Origin of the sequence: Aeromonas sp. QDB62 (assembly GCF_027705695.1) — a bacterium.
Taxonomy (GTDB): Bacteria; Pseudomonadota; Gammaproteobacteria; order Enterobacterales; family Aeromonadaceae; genus Aeromonas; species Aeromonas allosaccharophila.
Genome location: NZ_JAPDCD010000021.1, coordinates 29,655 through 45,340, shown reverse-complemented (window position 1 = coordinate 45,340; position 15,686 = coordinate 29,655). Strand labels below are relative to the sequence as shown.

The window sequence follows — 15,686 nt, the reverse complement described above, 5'->3', positions numbered from 1 at the left end:
TCTCGATGCTCGTTGAACGTTTGGTTGCTGCCCGCTGTTCCGATCCCTTCTCTCACTTAGGCCTGCAGGCCAATCCGGATGGGCCCGGCCTCAAACTGACCGCCTGGTTGCCTGATGCCCTCGAAGTTCGCGTCAAGGATCTCAAGTCGGGCAAGGTTGTTGCCACCCTGGCGCCCACCGATGAATCGGGTCTTTTTGAAACTGTTTTCACCCGCCGCAAAAACCCCTTCCCCTATCAGCTGCTCGCCAGCTACCAAGATGCCACCACCGAGGTCATCGATCCCTATCAGTTTCAGGATGCCGCCTGGGCAGGCCTGGCCGAACTGACCGCCCAGCCGGAAAACCTCTACCACACCCTTGGCGCCCAGCTGCGCACCGTGGAGCATCTCGGCCAACAAGTGGAAGGGGTGCGCTTTGCTGTCTATGCGCCGAGCGCCACCGCCGTGAGCCTGATCGGCGATTTCAACTTCTGGGATGGCCGTCGCCACCCGATGCAGCGCAGTCTCTGCGGTCACTGGGTGCTGTTTGTGCCGGGCCTCAAGGCGGGGGATCGCTACAAGTTCGAACTGAAAGATCCCGCTGGTCATCGGCTGCCCCACAAGAGTGACCCGGTCGGCTTCTACTGCGAGCAGTATCCGTCGTTCGCCTCCGTGGTCTATGACCACGCCCAGTACCAGTGGCAGGATGCCGAGTGGATCGCCAGCCAGCACAACGACAAGCGCGAGCAGCCGCTCTCCATCTATGAGCTGCACGTCGGCTCCTGGAAGCGTCACCCCAATGGCGACAGCCTGAGCTGGCGTGAACTGGCGGTGGAGCTGGTCGCCTACGTCAAGGAGATGGCCTACACCCATATCGAGCTGCTGCCGGTCTCCGAGCACCCCTTTAGCGGTTCCTGGGGCTACCAGCCGGTGGGCATGTTCTCCCCCACCAGCCGCTACGGCACGGCTGATGATTTCAAATACTTCGTCGACCAGTGTCACCAGGCCGGCATCGGCATCATTCTGGACTGGGTGCCAGCCCACTTCCCGTCCGATGCTCACGGGCTGGCCCGTTTTGACGGCACCCCGCTCTACGAATATGAAGATCCGCGCCGTGGCTGGCACCCGGACTGGAACTCCTACATCTATGACTTCGGCCGCGACACCGTGCGCCAGTTCCTGGTGGCGAGCGCCCTGTTCTGGCTCGACAAGTTCCATATCGACGGCCTGCGGGTGGATGCGGTCGCCTCCATGCTCTATCTGGACTATTCGCGCAACGAGGGCGAATGGGTACCGAACGTCGATGGCGGCAACCACAACTATGAGGCGATCAGCCTGTTGAAGTGGACCAACGAAGAGGTCTACGGCAAGTATCCTCACGCCATGACCATCGCCGAAGAGTCCACCGCCTTTGCCGGTGTCTCCCGTCCGACCTTCCTCGGCGGCCTCGGCTTTGGCTTCAAGTGGAATATGGGTTGGATGCACGACACCCTCACCTATATGCAGAAAGAACCGATCCACCGTCGCTACCACCACAACGACATGACCTTCTCCATGGTGTATCACTATGACGAGAACTTCATCCTGTCGCTCTCTCACGACGAAGTGGTCCACGGCAAGCACTCCATGCTCTACAAGATGCCCGGTGACGAGTGGCAACAAGCCGCCAACCTGCGCGCCTACATGGGCTTCATGTACGCTCACCCGGGCAAGAAGCTCAACTTCATGGGCACCGAGATCGCCCAGAGCAACGAGTGGAACCACGATGCCCAGCTGCCGTGGCATCTGCTGCAATATCCCAAGCATGCCGGTCAGCAGCGGTTGATCCACGACCTCAACCATCTCTACCGTCATGAGCCTGCCTTGTATCAGGCCGATTATGATCAGACCGGCTTCCGCTGGCTCGATCACAACGATGCCGACAACAGCATCTTTGCCTGGCTGCGGGCGGACAAAGAGGGCAAGCAGGCCATAGTAGTAGCTTGCAACTTCACCCCGGTGCCTCGTCTCGAGTATCGGGTCGGCGTCCCTGCTGCGGGCCACTATCGGGTGGTGCTCAACACCGACAGCGAGTATTACTGGGGAAGCAACTATGATGTGGGTCTGGTGTTCGCTGCCGAGCCGACCCCCTGGCAGGGGATGGCGCACAGCATAGTGCTGGATCTGCCGCCGCTGGCGACCTTGTTCATCAAACAGGAGTCTTGATGCTTGTAATGGAAAAAGGGGTGGGCCACCCGCTGGGGGCCCGCCTTGACGAGAACGGTTGCCACTTCTGTGTCTGGGCCCCCCAGTCGGACAAGGTGGAGCTCTGCCTGTTCGATGAACAGGAGCAGGAGATAACCCGACTTGAGCTGCCCGGCCGCCGTGGCCAATATCGCTTTGGCTACGTGCGTGGCATGCAGGCGGGTCAGCGCTACGGCTATCGGGTCTATGGCGCCCCGCAGGAGGGGATGCTGTTCGATCCGCAAAAACTGCTGATCGACCCCTACGCCAAGGCACTCAGCCGTCCCACCTACTGGGATGAGGCCCTCTATCAGGGGGACAGTGCCGGGATGATTGCCAAGTCGGTGGTGGTGGATGACGGCTTTGACTGGCAAGGAATTGGCAAGCCCGGGATCAGCCCGGCCCGCACCATCCTCTACGAGACCCACGTCAAGGGCTTTACCAAGCAACACCCGGGGATCCCCAAAGCGCTGCAGGGCACCTACCTTGGCATCAGTCACCCGCTGGTCATCGAGCACATCAAGAGTCTCGGCGTCACCTCGGTGCAGCTGATGCCGGTGGCCGCCTTCATGTCGGAACCGCGACTGGAGCAGTTGGGACTGACCAACTACTGGGGCTACAACCCCATCGCCTTCTTCGCCCCAGAGCCGCGCTACAGCACCAAGCCGGACGAGGCGGTGATCGAGTTCAAGACCATGGTGCGCGAGCTGCACCGGGCCGGGCTCGAGGTGATCCTGGATGTGGTCTACAACCACACCGCCGCCTCGGGCTTCGACGGCCCCACCCTCTCGTTCAAGGGCTTTGACAACGCCGGTTACTACGCCTTCGAAGCGGGCCCCCACGGCCCCGATTACACCCGTCACGCCAACGTGACCGGCTGTGGCAACAGCGTCAATCTGGATCACCCCAACACCCTGCGGCTGGTGCTCGATGCCCTGCGCTACTGGGTCACCGAGATGCAGGTGGACGGCTTCCGTTTCGATCTGGCGGTGACACTGGCGCGGGAAGCGGGCGAGTTCGAGCCCATGGGTGCCTTCTTCAAGGCGGTGATGGCCGATCCTGTGCTGTCACAGGTCAAGCTGATCGCCGAACCCTGGGATATCGGCCCCTTTGGCTACCGGCTGGGTCAGTTCCCGAGCCAGTGGCAGGAGATCAACGACCGCTACCGCGATACTGTGCGCGCCTTCTGGCGTGGTGATGCGGGCAAGATGGGGGACTTTGCCACCCGTCTGGTGGGGTCGCGGGATATCTTCCCGAAAAACTGGCGCTCGCCCCACACCAGCGTCAACTACCTCTGCTATCACGACGGTTTCACCCTGGAGGATCTGGTCTCCTACAACCAGCGCCACAACCAGGCCAACGGTGAAGACAATCGGGACGGCCACGGCAACAACCTCTCCTATAACCACGGGGTAGAGGGGCCGACTCTGGATCCGCGGGTCAACAGCCTGCGCCAGCAGCAGAAGCGCAATCTGATTGCCACCCTGCTGCTGTCACAAGGCACCCCCCACTTCCTTGCCGGCGACGAGATGGGTCGCAGCCAGCTCGGCAACAACAACGCCTACTGTCAGGACAACCAGATCAGCTGGGTCAACTGGCAGTGGCGGCCGGAGGACGAGCGGCTGTTCGCCTTCACCCAGCAGATGATGGCGCTGCGGGCCGAATCCTGCGTCTTCTCCAATCTGCAGTTGAGCGATGACAGCTGGAACGGTGCGACGCCCAACTGCCATCAAGTCAACTGGTATCACCCGGATGGCCACCAGCTCACCGATCAGGATTGGCACGCCCCCATGGGTCAGGCATTTGCCATGGATATCGGTATGATCAACTGTGTCGGCGAGCGCTGGTACGTGCTGTTCAACGCCAGCGACTACGATATCCAGTTCCGCCTGCCGCCGCCGGGGGAAGGGCTGGAGTGGATCCAGACTATCGACACCGCCACCAACGACGGCTTGCCGTTCCTGCCCGATGATATCAAACGGCAGGTGGCGGTCGGTCGCGCCCACTCCCTCAAGCTGCTGGAGCGGGTGGCGCTGGCCAGCACGGCGCAGGATGCCCAACCACCGCAGCAGGCGCTTCTCCCTGCATCCAGTGCGGACATGGCTGCCACCTCGATCACAAATGCGGGCAAACCATAACAGGCATACTGGAGTCAGCTTTAGGGAGCCGCTATGCTGGGCCCCGTGATTGATGGCAAGGAGTCGGTATGAGCAGTAACAACCCGGAACAGTGGCGCAGCAAGCTAAGCGCCGAGCAGTTTCACGTCTGCTGGGAGAAGGGCACCGAGCGACCCTACAGCGGTGCCCTGCTCCACAATCGCAAAAGCGGTGACTACCTCTGCGTTTGCTGCAAGAGCGTGCTGTTTCACTCAGGCGCCAAGTTTGATTCCGGCTGCGGCTGGCCTTCGTTCGACAAGGCCATCGAGGGGACGGTGAACTACACCGAAGACAGCAGCCACGGCATGAAGCGGGTGGAGATCACCTGCCGCCAGTGCGGCTCTCACCTCGGCCACGTCTTCCCGGACGGCCCAACCGAGACTGGCCAACGCTACTGCGTCAACAGCCTGAGTCTGGATTTCGATCCCGACGCTTAAGCGGCTGACCCATCGCAATAAAAACGGCGCCTCCATCACGGAGGCGCCGTTTTTTATCGGGCTTTCACCGGCATCACGCCAGTAAGATGGTGGCCATCACCAACAGGGCCGCGATGGCCGGCACCGGCGACTTCACCACCCGCAGCAGATAAAAGCCGATGGCCGCCAGCGCCAGATCGGTCGGTGCCAGCACCGCGCTCTGCCACACCGGCTGATAGAGCGCCGCCAACAACAAGCCCACCACGGAGGCGTTGATGCCAATGACGGCCCCCGCCAGACGGGGTTGGGTCAGCCACTGTTGCCAGCAGGGACCCACCGCCCAGAGCAACAGAAAGCCGGGCGCAAAGAGCGCCAGGGTCGCAGACAGGGCCCCGATCAGCGGCATCTCGGGCAACAGCTGGGCGCCGAGATAGGTGGCGAGGGTAAACATGGGGCCCGGCACCAGTTGCGCCAGACTGTAACCGGTCAAAAACTGCTGCTGGCTGAGGGTGTGGCCCACGCTCTCTTGCAGCAACGGCAGCACCACATGACCACCGCCAAACACCAGACTACCGGCGCGATAGAAGTCGGCCATCAGCTGGCCAAGCGTGCCGAGAGGGCCGAGAGGGCCGCCGAGCAGCGGTAGGCCAATAAAGAGGGCGGCAAACAGCAGCAGGGTCGGCCTGTGAGGATGACGGATAGTGGCTGAAGACGGCTCGGCGGTAGCATGCAAACGACTCGCCCCCTGCTGGTTTCGAGCGCAGATCAGCGCCGCTCCCGCCAGCATCAGCAGCTGGGTCAGCAAGCCGGGCTGCCACCAGAGCGCGGCCGCGGTCGCTACCATGATCCCTTGGGTCAGCGGCGTGGCGCAGAACTGGCGACTCATGGTGAGCACCGCATCGGCCACCACAATAAGCGCCAGCAGCTTGAGGCCGTGCAGGGCTGCATCGAGCCAGAGGTTGTTGCCCAGCAAGCCCACTCCGACGGCTGCCGCCAGCAGCAACAGGAAGGAGGGCAAGGTAAAGCCGATAAAGGCACAAAGCGCCCCGCCCAGACCGGCGCGATGGCGACCGATGGCAAAGCCGAGCTGACTGGAGGCGGGCCCCGGCAGCAATTGGCACAGCGCCAGCAGCCGGGCAAACTCGGCCTGCGTCAGCCAGCCGAGCCGCTCGACGAAGGTGCGCTGGAAAAAGCCGATATGGGCAGCCGGGCCGCCAAAACTGATGCATCCGAGCCACAAAAACTGAATAAATACCTGTCCCACGCTCTTCTCCCTCATCCCTCTTCCCCCGATGGAGAGGAGATATTATGACAGCACGATGATCGTTTTATGACAGTCTGATTGATTCAGCCGACACCATTGGCACATCACTCGGCAAGTAGCAACGTCCCGCCAGCCAGCAAGCGATGGACTGACGGCTGGCGTCGAAATGGGGCTCGGGCAACTCGCGCGGATCGCACCAGACCCACCCTTCGCACTTTTCCGGCTCCAGCAGTTGCGGCTCGCCCTCAGCCTGTGCCAGCAAGGTGACCGAGATATAGTGCAACCCGCTCTCGCGCCAGGTCTCCAGATTGTTGGTCACCGCCACCACCTCGGGCCCGTGGATCTGCAATCCCGTCTCCTCGGCCACCTCGCGGATTGCCGCCGACTCGAAGCTCTCCCCCACTTCAAGATGACCGCCCGGGATCGACCAGTAGGGGGCGTGGCTCCCCTTGCGTTTGCCAAGCAGAACCTGGCCCTGAGCATTGGTCAGGATGACGCCGACACCGACGCGGGGATAGAGAGTGGACATGAAAACGCTCCTTCAATGAGGCAGTAAAAACGGCCTCACCTTAGGCCGAAGGAGGGCGCAGGGCAAGCCCCGGCTGAGCGGCTTCAACGCCCGTCAGTGACCCCTTGCCCATTAACCGTGAATCACAGAAGCTGGGGAGCGAAGCCCGGATGGCGAGGCCATCCCTATCCTCCCAACCCTCCATCGCCCCGAGACCCCGATGAGTTAGCCATGACAAAATTGCTCCCCCTGTGCAGCCTGCTGCTCACGGCTTGCCAAACCACGCCGCCGCCCAACTCGCTCACCATCGATGATGCCGACGCCTGGCAGGCCATATGCAAAGATGGCACCCGGGTTCGCGCCATCGTGGCAGAGGGGATCTGCCAGGATCATCGCGGGGTAGCCATGTGGACGAATAAGCCAAGAGCCGAACGGATGGCAGAAGAAGCCGCCAAATAGTGTGATCCAGACACCATAAAATGACACAACCGGCCAGTTGGCCGGATTTTTTCGCGATCTCGCCTGCACTTTGCCACCTTGTTCATGGTGCGCTCAGTTTTCTGTTCCCATACTGGCCCTACAGTTCCAACAGCACAGTTCCAAAAAGAGGAGAGACAAGATGCAGACATCACTCGTCGGGCTCTCCATTCTGTGGGGGCTAGCCAGTTTTGGTGTTCAGGGGGATTTCATCGAGAGCCGTGATTCCGTTGCGCCATCCTGGCAAGCCGAGTCCAGAGTGGAGATGGAAGGTTATCTGATTGAATCGCTGGGCGAAGATCGCTGGCTGTTCGACAACGGCAGCGAGAGCCTGCTAGTCTCCCTGCCCGAAGGGCAGTGGGTGCCGACCGGTGAGCGGTTGCGGGTCAGCGGCGAACCGCAGCAAGAGCAGACCGGCTGGCTGCTGCAGGTGGAAGACATCAGCCAGGTCAGCGTCTGACTACGGCAGTCGCCATACCCCGTCACAGCGACAAGTAATCCAGAACCGAATAACCAATACCGCATAACAGAAAGAGGAGGCCACCGGCCTCCTCTTTCTGTTTATATGGGCATTTGTACAAGCTGTTTGCGCGGGCTCAAATCCGCAAAGAGAAGCGGCAGCCAGTTATATGTCAGACCGACCACCATCCCGCGCAGGATGACTCACCCCAGATGGTTGAGCGGCAGCGCCGTCTTGTGCTTGATGCGGCGCAGCACGAAGCTGGAGCGCACCCCGGTCACCCCCGGAATATGGGTCAGCTTGTCCAGCAGGAAGTGCTGGTAGTGCTCCATGTCGCGCACCACCACCTTGAGCTGGTAGTCGGCATCGTTACCGGTGATGAGGTCACACTCCAGTACTTCCGGCAGTTCACTGATAGCGCGATCGAAATTCTCGAACCGCTCCGGCGTGTGCCGGTCCATGGAGATGTGAATGTAGGCGGTGAGAGTGAGACCAAGCTGGCGGGCGTTGAGCAGAGTAACGTGGGTGTCGATGAGACCGGCATCCTCCAGCGCCTTGACCCGGCGGGAGCAGGGGGACGGCGAAAGCCCTACCAGCTCGGCCAGCTCCAGATTGCTGATGCGACCATTTTCCTGCATCAGCTCGAGAATATGTCTGTCTATGCGATCAAGTTTCAGCATTTACCCTTCCTCGTTGCAATGACTAATCCACTTTTCCTAGATTAAGGGTGAACTATTGCAAAAACAACCGAAAAAAGTGGTTACTTTGCAACCACTCACCGGCACGGGAGGGATACTATGGTTACATCTTCCGGTGGCAAAGCAGATACCTGACCGGGTCTCTGCGGTGAAGGACCTTACCGGGTCAAGAGCCCCATCAGCCGTCTTACCTTATCGGGAAATGACGGACTGGAACGAGAGAACCCCCTCCCCGAAGGCAACAAAGCAGGCATCCCGGCGCCTGCTTTGTTGTTTTTGGTATCTGCCATGCACCTGCCATAACTCCGCGCCCGATCACAACCTGACGGCACGATGGCGCTTGGTCCTTGCATGCTATTGATAGTTTTGGGACTTTATCCATCTGCCCATGACTGTTGGGGTGACATGGATGACGGCTGCACGTATTAGCCTCACTGCCACCCCGCACTGCTCGACACCGCTGGAGGAGCTATGAGTGAGTACAAGGCCATCGCGCTCGATATGGATGGCACCCTGCTGACCCGGGATCACAAGATCTCGTCTGCCACCCGGGCGGCACTGGCGCAAGCCCGCGCCCATGGCATCAAGGTGCTGCTGGTCACGGGGCGCCACTACATGACGGCGCGCCCCTTCCACCATGAGCTGGCGCTCGATACCCCTCTCATCTGCAGCAACGGCGCCTATCTCTATGATCCGGTGCAGGACCGGATCCTCAGCGGCGACCCGCTGGCGGTTGCCCCGCTCGCCGAGCTGCTGGACGCGGTCGAGGCACAGCAGATGGGGGCCCTGTTCCACCTGAGCGAGGGGATCGGCTACATCGGCTGCGAGGAGCATGTCACCCGGATCCGCAGCTGGTCAGCCAATCAGCCAGCGCACCTCAAAATTGCGATCCACCCGGTCGAGGAGCTGGCTGGCTGGCTCGACAACCCGGTCTGGAAGCTGGAGTTGTTCAATCAGGATCCGGCTCGCCTGCATGCCTTTATGGGCGAAGTGGTCGAGCAGATGCCCTTTACCCGTGACTGGGCAGCCCCCTATGCGGTGGAGCTGGTGCAGCCGGGTTGCAGCAAGGGCAACCGGCTGGCCCAGTGGGCGGCCAGTGAAGGGATTGCGATGGAGCAGGTGGTGGCGTTTGGTGACAACAACAACGACATCAGCATGTTCGAACAGGTGGGGCTGGCGGTCGCCATGGGCAATGCGGCCCCGCAGATCCAGAGTCATGCCGACCAGGTCACCGCCGACCACAACGAGGATGGCATCGCACTGGCATTGCAGCGCTGGGTTCTGCCCTGATCTGACAAGATGCAACATGGCCAGCACGCTGGCTGGCCATGAATAGAGGGATTAACCGCCGAAGGAGAACTGGATCACCCGATCCGGGTAACGCAGACGGTTGTATTCGTAGCGCAGGGACTCGTAGTGGCGAATGGCGCGGTTGCGCTTGGACCGATAATAGTCGCGTTGTTCCGTGTTGGTTTCGCTGCGGATGCTGCGCTCCAGCGCATCGATATCCCGCTCGGTACGCTCCAGCTCTTCGCTGATCTCCCGCAAGCGGGCGGCCAGCTGGTACTCTTCATAGCCGCGCTGATACTGCTTGAGGAAGCTGGCATCGTTGGGGCACACCCCGCGGTACTCCTGCCCCTCCTTGCCCTTGCTGTAGGCCAGCTCGGGAATGCAATAAAGCTCCAGCCCCTTGTCGTAGCCCCGCTTCCACTCGGCCTCATCCACTCTGAGACCATACTCGCTGCAAGACGAAACATAATCGCGGGTCGCCTGACGGGTTTTGCCCTCCGATCCATCCTGATAACCCAGGTTGTACCAGCTCATGGTGCGGCACTCGTCTTCTGACAGGGAGCTGCATCCCGCCAGCAATACCGGCAGGGTCAGCAACAGGATTTTGGGGGACATGAACAGACTCCGGAAAAGACAGTGACCGGCATTCTAGAGAGGATAAAAGGCCATAACAAGGGATGTGCGTCCGCGCGGATTTGGGCTGTTTTTTTGATGTTTTTGTCACTATTTGAGGCTGTGCCAGGCGGGGCGGCCAACCCGCTTTCCTTGTTATCAGGCGCAAGGTAAACTGCGCCATCTTTTAACTGGCGCGCAACAAAAACAATGAAAGTCCTGACCGTCGATTACCGCTCACCCGATGCGGCCCAACGCTTCACCGAATCCCTGCGAACCACCGGCTTTGGCGTGCTGACCAACCACCCCATCCCGAAAGAGCTGGTGCAGTCCATCTACGACAACTGGTATCGCTTCTTCATGAGCGAGCAGAAGCAGGATTTCCTGTTCAACCGCGAGACTCAGGATGGCTACTTCCCGCCGTCGGTGTCGGAGGTGGCCAAGGGCCATAGCCAGAAAGACCTCAAGGAGTACTTCCACCTCTACCCCTGGGGCCAGATGCCGGACGAGCTGAAAGAGCAGGCGATGGAATACTACCGCCTCGCCAACGGTCTGGCCGCCGAGCTGCTGGGCTGGGTCGAGCAGTACACCCCGGACGATATCGCCGCTCACTACAGCTGCTCCCTCTCCTCGATGATCGACAATAGCCAGAAGACCCTGCTGCGAGTGCTGCACTACCCGCCGTTCGATGGCACCGAGGAGCCGGGCGCCATCCGCGCCGCAGCCCACGAAGATATCAACCTGCTCACCATTCTGCCCGCTGCCAACGAGCCAGGGCTGCAGGTGAAGGGTTCCGATGGCGAGTGGATGGATGTGCCGTGCGACTTTGGCACCCTCATCATCAACATCGGCGACATGCTGCAGGAGGCCTCTCGCGGCTACTACCCCTCCACCACCCACCGCGTCATCAACCCGACCGGGGGCAGTGCCAGCAAATCGCGCATCTCGCTGCCGCTGTTCCTCCATCCGCGCCCGGATGTGGTGCTCTCCGAGCGCCATACCGCCCACAGCTATCTGATGGAGCGGCTGCGGGAGCTGGGGGTGATCTAGCCAGCAGACGAGCAGTTGTCAGAGGCCAAACCGGAGCAATAGTGCTCCGGTTTTTATTTGGTGGCAGGATTGGGAAAAAATCAGAATAAAATTAGCCAATCATGCCAATAAATCGCATTTGTGCCTGATAACCGTCGTAGTGATTGCGCAGCGACCTCCGTAACATGAGCGCCATTCTGCCCCCGACAAGGGGCGCTCGATTGGAGTTCTTATGAAGCAGTCCCAATGGTCATCCCGACTCGGCTACATCCTCGCCGCTGCGGGTTCCGCTGTCGGTATAGGCGTAATCTGGAAATTCCCCTACGTCACCGCCGTCAACGGCGGCGGCGCCTTCCTGCTGGTCTTTCTGCTGTTCAGCTTCACGCTGGGGGTGGCGGTACTGATGGGGGAGACCCTGCTCGGCAGCATGAGCCGCCGCGGGGTAGTGGGTGCCTTCTCCGAGCTGCTCGGCAAACAGTGGCGCTGGGTTGGGGTAATGGGGGTGATCTCTACCCTGCTCATCTACTGCTTCTACAGCGTGGTGGGCGGCTGGACGCTCGGTTATACCAGCATGGCCATCTCCGGCGATCTCAACCATGGTGATGCGGCGGCCCTCACAGCCCGCTTCAATGACTATGTCAGCGGGGATGTCTGGCCCATCCTCACCCACCTGCTGTTTGCCGCCCTCACCTGGATGGTGGTGCAAGGGGGCATTCAAAAAGGGGTGGAACGCACCTTGCGCTGGATGATGCCCGCCCTGTTCCTGATGATCCTGATGCTGGTCGCCTTTGGCCTTACCCTGCCCAATGCGATGGAGGGGGTGCGTCACTTCCTGATGCCTGATTTCAGCAAGCTGGGGATGTCCGGGGTGCTCGATGCCATGGGGCTGGCCTTCTTCTCCCTCTCCATCGGTCTTGGCATTCACACCACCTACGGTGCCTATCTGCCGACCAGCGAAGGGGTCGGTCGCTCCAGCCTCTGGGTAGTGCTGCTGGCCAGCATGGTGGCGGTACTGGCGGGCCTGATGATCTTCCCGGTACTGGCCTCGACCGGTATCGACCCGGCCGCCGGCCCCGGCCTCACCTTTATGACCATGCCGGCGGTGTTCCAGCTGTTGCCGTTCGGTCAGGTGCTTGAGGTGATCTTCTTCGCCCTGCTGGTCTTTGCAGCACTCTCCTCGGCCATCTCGCTGCTGGAGCATTTGCAGTGCTTCCTGTGCGAAACCTGGGGCTGGTCACGCCGCACAGCCTGCAGCGCCATCACGGCGGTGGTGATGCTCAACGGCATTCCGGTCAGCCTGTCGTTTGGCCCGCTGCAACACGCCACCCTGTTTGGCAAAACCATCTTCGAGCTGCTGGACTTTGTCACCTCCAACCTGATGATGCCGCTGTTCGGCCTGATGGTGACGTTGCTGCTGGGCTGGAAGCTGGGACGCAAGGCATTGCCGCACGGGCTGTCGGCCCACTGGAATCACCTGCTGATGAACTGCTGGCGCTGGATTGCCCCCTTGCTGATCGGCGGGATCCTGGTGCGCGGTCTGGTGTGACGGTTACTCTTCGCGGGTGGGCCCACCGGCCCGCCCCTGTGCTGCTCTGACGGCATCCAGGGCATGCTGCCAGCGGGTGATCTCGGCATCATCCGTCCCCTTGGAGAAGACGATATAGAGACCGGCCTGATGAAGCAGCACGCCACTGCTGGCCACGCTGCGGCGGGATAGCCCCATCTTGTCGAGGGTGGCATCCATCACCAGCTCCGCCATCGGCAAGGCATCGATCTTGCCCAGCATCAGCCGATCTATCGCCTCGGCGACCGTCTGGTAGCGCACCAGATTGGTATACCCTTCGTGGGTCAACCGCACATCATCCGCATTGCCCAATACCACGCCCACTCTGGGCAGATCCCGCAGTTGGGCCAGCGAGGTCAGCGGGTGACGGTTCCCGGGTACCTGATAGATAAAGACCCGATTGATAAAAAGTGGCCCCACCCATTTGAAATGGGACTCCCGCTCCGGGAGTCGCTGAACCACGAACAGGCCATAGCCGGGCTCGACCCGCGCCAGCGCCAGCGCCCGCTTGAGCGGGTAAATCCGCACCGGATAACGGGTGCCAAGCTCCTGCTGCACCTCATCGATCAGGCGAATGGCGAATCCGTCGAGCTTGCCGTCGCGGTATTCGGTAAAAGGGGGTAAATCGTGGCTGAGCAGCGTGAGCCCGGGCTGCGCCGACACACTCAGGCAGGTCAGCAACCAGGGCAACACCATCCATCTCATACGACATCCTGTCATATTTTTTATCCCGTCAGCACCATGTGGTGGCCACTAGTTCCATAAGAAGCTTTGACGATTATCGCCCAGTAAATAGCCACTGGGTAGCAAAGATGTAGCCCGGCGACAGGCTTGTCCATCGAGTGGTACGCAGTGGAAGTGTGGTGATAGCTGCCCACATAAAAAAATTTTGATTTTATGTGTCAATTATTCTTTCCATGGTTTAGGCTGTTCCCTCACTCGTTTTCAGGCTGTCACCCCATGTCTTCCATCCTCGTGCTGTTTGGTCGATTTTTTAGCTCGCAAGAGAGGTGACCCTGCACGCACAGTTTTCTGAATGTTCATTGCAAAGGTCGCCTCGGGCGGCCTTTTTGTTGTCTGTCGTTTATTGCTACTCAGGAGTATTGCTTCGATGTCGTGTTACCCGGAGGTTGTATGAGCCAGGTTCAGTGGTCTTCCCGTCTTGGTCATGTGCTGGCCGCAGCAGGCACCGCGATTGGCCTTGGTGCCATCTGGAAGTTTCCCTATGTGACCGCCACCAATGGCGGTGGCGCCTTCCTGCTGGTGTTTCTGCTGTTCAGCTTCACCCTGGGGGTAGCGGTGCAGGTCGGGGAGACCCTGCTCGGCAGCCATAGCCAGCGCGGGGTGCTCGGCGCCTTCCGCAAGCTGGTGGGGCCGAACTGGCGCTGGATGGGGTATATGGGGATCCTCTGCGGCTTCTTTATCTACAGCTTCTACAGCGTGGTCGGTGGCTGGACTGTGGGCTACGCCGCGCTGGCAATGGCAGGCAAGCTCAACCTGAGCGAGGGAAGTGCGCTGACCGCCCTGTTCAACGGCTATGTCAGCAACCCCTGGTGGCCAGCGCTGACCCATCTGATCTTCGCAGGTCTCACCTGGTGGTTCGTACAGGGGGGCATTCAGAAGGGAGTGGAGCGGGCGCTGCGCTGGATGATGCCCGCGCTGTTCATCATGATGTTGCTGCTGGTGGGGGTCGGCCTCTCCATGCCGGGCTCCATGGCGGGCGTGCGCCAGCTGCTGCTGCCGGACTTCTCCATGCTGACCGGCCAGAGCGTACTGGATGCGCTGGGGCTGGCCTTCTTCTCCCTCTCCATCGGACTTGGGGTACACACCACCTATGGCGCCTACCTGCCCAATAGCGAAGGGGTGGTGCGCTCCGGGGTCTGGGTCGTCACCCTGGCGAGTATCATCTCGGTGCTGGCGGGCTTGATGATCTTCCCGGCGCTGGCCTCTACCGGCATCGATCCCACTGCAGGCCCCGGTCTCACCTTTATGACCATGCCCGCCGTGTTCAGTCATCTGCCGTTCGGTCAGGGGCTGGGTGTGGTCTTCTTCCTGCTGCTGCTGGTCGCCGCGCTCTCCTCCTCCATCTCCATGCTGGAGCATCTGGTGCGCTTCACCACCGAGGAGTGGGGTTGGTCGCGTCGTGGCGCCTGCCGGGTGCTGACTCTGCTCATCATGGCCTCCGGCATTCCGGTGAGCCTGTCGTTCGGTCCATGGAGCGATCTGACCCTGTTTGGCAAAACCATCTTCGAGCTGCTCGACTACCTCACCTCCAATCTGATGATGCCGCTGTTTGGGCTGGTACTGACCCTGCTGCTGGGCTGGCGACTGGGTGATGCCATATTGCCTGCGGGCCTGTCACCCGCCCTGCGTCTGGCACTGCTCTGGTGCTGGCGCGTGGTGGCGCCGCTGCTGATCAGCGGGATCCTGATCCGCGGGATCATGTAACCCCTTGCGCACCCTTGCGGGCAGGCCTTGGCCTGCCCTTTTTATTGCTGACGTTTATTTTATTGCTGGCATTCACATGGTCAGCATCACGCTGGACAGGAGTTCTATCGGTGGCCGTCGGGCAATCTCGGCAGAGCAGAGTTGAGGAGGCGCGGTGTGGCGGTGTGGCGGTGTGGCAGTGTGGCAGTGTGGCAGTGTGGCAGTGTGGCAGTGTGGCAGTGTGGCAGTGTGGCGGTGTGGCACGATAAGAGCTGGCGTTCGGCTCGTCACGACAGCAACAGAAGATGTTGAAGTACTGAATTGCGGGCAAAAAAAATCCCCACCTGAGTGGGGATTTTTCTCTGAAACATTGCTACAGATTTCAGCTTTTTCTTACGCTTTTTACTACAAATATGGTGGTCGTTACTGGGATCGAACCAGTGACCCCCTCCTTGTAAGGGAGGTGCTCTCCCAGCTGAGCTAAACGACCTGGGATTCTTGAAATGATGGTGGGTCGTGCTGGATTCGAACCAGCGACCAATTGATTAAAAGTCAACTGCTCTACCGACTGAGCTAACGACCCA

At 60.6% G+C, this 15,686-nt stretch carries 14 protein-coding genes and 2 tRNA genes; 9 read left to right on the top strand and 7 right to left on the bottom strand.

The features are described from left to right. The first annotated feature begins 5 nt into the window (after positions 1-5). The 3 genes from glgB (at position 6) to msrB (ending at position 4,794) form a co-directional block, all read left to right on the top strand. Positions 6-2,183 carry a 1,4-alpha-glucan branching protein GlgB gene (gene glgB / locus OKC27_RS12105; RefSeq protein WP_182938243.1) on the top strand — a complete coding sequence of 726 codons (2,178 nt, stop codon included), beginning with the start codon at positions 6-8 and terminating at the stop codon, positions 2,181-2,183. Further along, positions 2,183-4,339, top strand: coding sequence for a glycogen debranching protein GlgX (gene glgX, locus OKC27_RS12100; RefSeq protein WP_270806303.1), 2,157 nt, complete (start codon positions 2,183-2,185; stop codon positions 4,337-4,339). The genes glgB and glgX overlap by 1 nt, the downstream gene beginning before the upstream one ends. Positions 4,340-4,407: 68 nt before the next feature. Further along, positions 4,408-4,794, top strand: coding sequence for a peptide-methionine (R)-S-oxide reductase MsrB (gene msrB, locus OKC27_RS12095; protein WP_058052553.1), 387 nt, complete (start codon positions 4,408-4,410; stop codon positions 4,792-4,794). A 73-nt stretch (positions 4,795-4,867) separates the two neighbouring features. Here msrB and chrA read toward each other — a convergent pair whose 3' ends face one another. Next, positions 4,868-6,037 carry a chromate efflux transporter gene (chrA, locus tag OKC27_RS12090; protein WP_410487635.1) on the bottom strand — a complete coding sequence of 390 codons (1,170 nt, stop codon included), beginning with the start codon at positions 6,035-6,037 and terminating at the stop codon, positions 4,868-4,870. Positions 6,038-6,101: 64 nt separating this feature from the next. Further along, positions 6,102-6,566: a nucleotide triphosphate diphosphatase NUDT15 gene (locus tag OKC27_RS12085; protein WP_270806301.1), complete on the bottom strand. Its 465-nt coding sequence runs from the start codon at positions 6,564-6,566 to the stop codon at positions 6,102-6,104. Between the two features lie 210 nt (positions 6,567-6,776). Here OKC27_RS12085 and OKC27_RS12080 point away from each other — a divergent pair, with 210 nt between their 5' ends. After that, positions 6,777-7,004, top strand: a complete 228-nt coding sequence (locus tag OKC27_RS12080) for a hypothetical protein (protein WP_270806300.1) — start codon at positions 6,777-6,779, stop codon at positions 7,002-7,004. Positions 7,005-7,164: 160 nt separating this feature from the next. Further along, on the top strand, positions 7,165-7,482 hold the full coding sequence (locus tag OKC27_RS12075; RefSeq protein ID WP_042062015.1) for a hypothetical protein: 318 nt from the start codon (positions 7,165-7,167) through the stop codon (positions 7,480-7,482). A gap of 203 nt (positions 7,483-7,685) precedes the next feature. Here the strand turns inward: OKC27_RS12075 and OKC27_RS12070 are convergent, their stop codons facing one another. After that, positions 7,686-8,162, bottom strand: a complete 477-nt coding sequence (locus OKC27_RS12070; RefSeq protein WP_005304871.1) for an Lrp/AsnC family transcriptional regulator — start codon at positions 8,160-8,162, stop codon at positions 7,686-7,688. A gap of 489 nt (positions 8,163-8,651) precedes the next feature. Between OKC27_RS12070 and OKC27_RS12065 the strand changes: the two genes are divergently transcribed. Then, positions 8,652-9,470 carry a Cof-type HAD-IIB family hydrolase gene (locus OKC27_RS12065; protein WP_213392572.1) on the top strand — a complete coding sequence of 273 codons (819 nt, stop codon included), beginning with the start codon at positions 8,652-8,654 and terminating at the stop codon, positions 9,468-9,470. Positions 9,471-9,521: 51 nt separating this feature from the next. Here the strand turns inward: OKC27_RS12065 and OKC27_RS12060 are convergent, their stop codons facing one another. Then, a complete protein-coding gene (locus tag OKC27_RS12060; RefSeq protein ID WP_270806299.1) occupies positions 9,522-10,085 on the bottom strand; it encodes a DUF2799 domain-containing protein in 564 nt (187 codons plus the stop codon). 207 nt (positions 10,086-10,292) lie between these two features. Here OKC27_RS12060 and OKC27_RS12055 point away from each other — a divergent pair, with 207 nt between their 5' ends. Continuing rightward, positions 10,293-11,132 (top strand): isopenicillin N synthase family dioxygenase, encoded by an 840-nt coding sequence (locus OKC27_RS12055; RefSeq protein ID WP_270806298.1) that lies wholly within the window; start codon positions 10,293-10,295, stop codon positions 11,130-11,132. Between the two features lie 211 nt (positions 11,133-11,343). Further along, entirely contained in the window at positions 11,344-12,657 is a 1,314-nt protein-coding gene (locus OKC27_RS12050; RefSeq protein WP_270806297.1) for a sodium-dependent transporter, read from the top strand. Between the two features lie 3 nt (positions 12,658-12,660). Here OKC27_RS12050 and OKC27_RS12045 read toward each other — a convergent pair whose 3' ends face one another. Continuing rightward, entirely contained in the window at positions 12,661-13,380 is a 720-nt protein-coding gene (locus OKC27_RS12045; protein WP_270806296.1) for a substrate-binding periplasmic protein, read from the bottom strand. Between the two features lie 429 nt (positions 13,381-13,809). Between OKC27_RS12045 and OKC27_RS12040 the strand changes: the two genes are divergently transcribed. Then, a complete protein-coding gene (locus OKC27_RS12040; protein ID WP_111807032.1) occupies positions 13,810-15,123 on the top strand; it encodes a sodium-dependent transporter in 1,314 nt (437 codons plus the stop codon). A 393-nt stretch (positions 15,124-15,516) separates the two neighbouring features. On the opposite strand, the gene OKC27_RS12035 is transcribed toward OKC27_RS12040, so the two are convergent. Both OKC27_RS12035 and OKC27_RS12030 read right to left on the bottom strand, forming a co-directional pair. After that, a tRNA-Val gene (locus OKC27_RS12035) sits at positions 15,517-15,592 on the bottom strand. A gap of 17 nt (positions 15,593-15,609) precedes the next feature. Further along, positions 15,610-15,685, bottom strand: a tRNA-Lys gene (locus OKC27_RS12030). Position 15,686 lies beyond the last annotated feature (1 nt).

Excerpts from the sequence above, each read along its gene's own strand:
- OKC27_RS12055 (WP_270806298.1), top strand. The coding sequence starts at position 10,293 with ATGAAAGTCCTGACCGTCGATTACCGCTCACCCGATGCGGCCCAACGC.
- OKC27_RS12075 (WP_042062015.1), top strand. The coding sequence starts at position 7,165 with ATGCAGACATCACTCGTCGGGCTCTCCATTCTGTGGGGGCTAGCCAGT.
- OKC27_RS12065 (WP_213392572.1), top strand. The coding sequence starts at position 8,652 with ATGAGTGAGTACAAGGCCATCGCGCTCGATATGGATGGCACCCTGCTG.
- OKC27_RS12045 (WP_270806296.1), bottom strand. The coding sequence starts at position 13,380 with ATGAGATGGATGGTGTTGCCCTGGTTGCTGACCTGCCTGAGTGTGTCG.
- glgX (WP_270806303.1), top strand. The coding sequence starts at position 2,183 with ATGCTTGTAATGGAAAAAGGGGTGGGCCACCCGCTGGGGGCCCGCCTT.
- glgB (WP_182938243.1), top strand. The coding sequence starts at position 6 with ATGCTCGTTGAACGTTTGGTTGCTGCCCGCTGTTCCGATCCCTTCTCT.
- OKC27_RS12085 (WP_270806301.1), bottom strand. The coding sequence starts at position 6,566 with ATGTCCACTCTCTATCCCCGCGTCGGTGTCGGCGTCATCCTGACCAAT.
- OKC27_RS12040 (WP_111807032.1), top strand. The coding sequence starts at position 13,810 with ATGAGCCAGGTTCAGTGGTCTTCCCGTCTTGGTCATGTGCTGGCCGCA.
- msrB (WP_058052553.1), top strand. The coding sequence starts at position 4,408 with ATGAGCAGTAACAACCCGGAACAGTGGCGCAGCAAGCTAAGCGCCGAG.
- OKC27_RS12080 (WP_270806300.1), top strand. The coding sequence starts at position 6,777 with ATGACAAAATTGCTCCCCCTGTGCAGCCTGCTGCTCACGGCTTGCCAA.
- OKC27_RS12050 (WP_270806297.1), top strand. The coding sequence starts at position 11,344 with ATGAAGCAGTCCCAATGGTCATCCCGACTCGGCTACATCCTCGCCGCT.
- OKC27_RS12070 (WP_005304871.1), bottom strand. The coding sequence starts at position 8,162 with ATGCTGAAACTTGATCGCATAGACAGACATATTCTCGAGCTGATGCAG.
- OKC27_RS12060 (WP_270806299.1), bottom strand. The coding sequence starts at position 10,085 with ATGTCCCCCAAAATCCTGTTGCTGACCCTGCCGGTATTGCTGGCGGGA.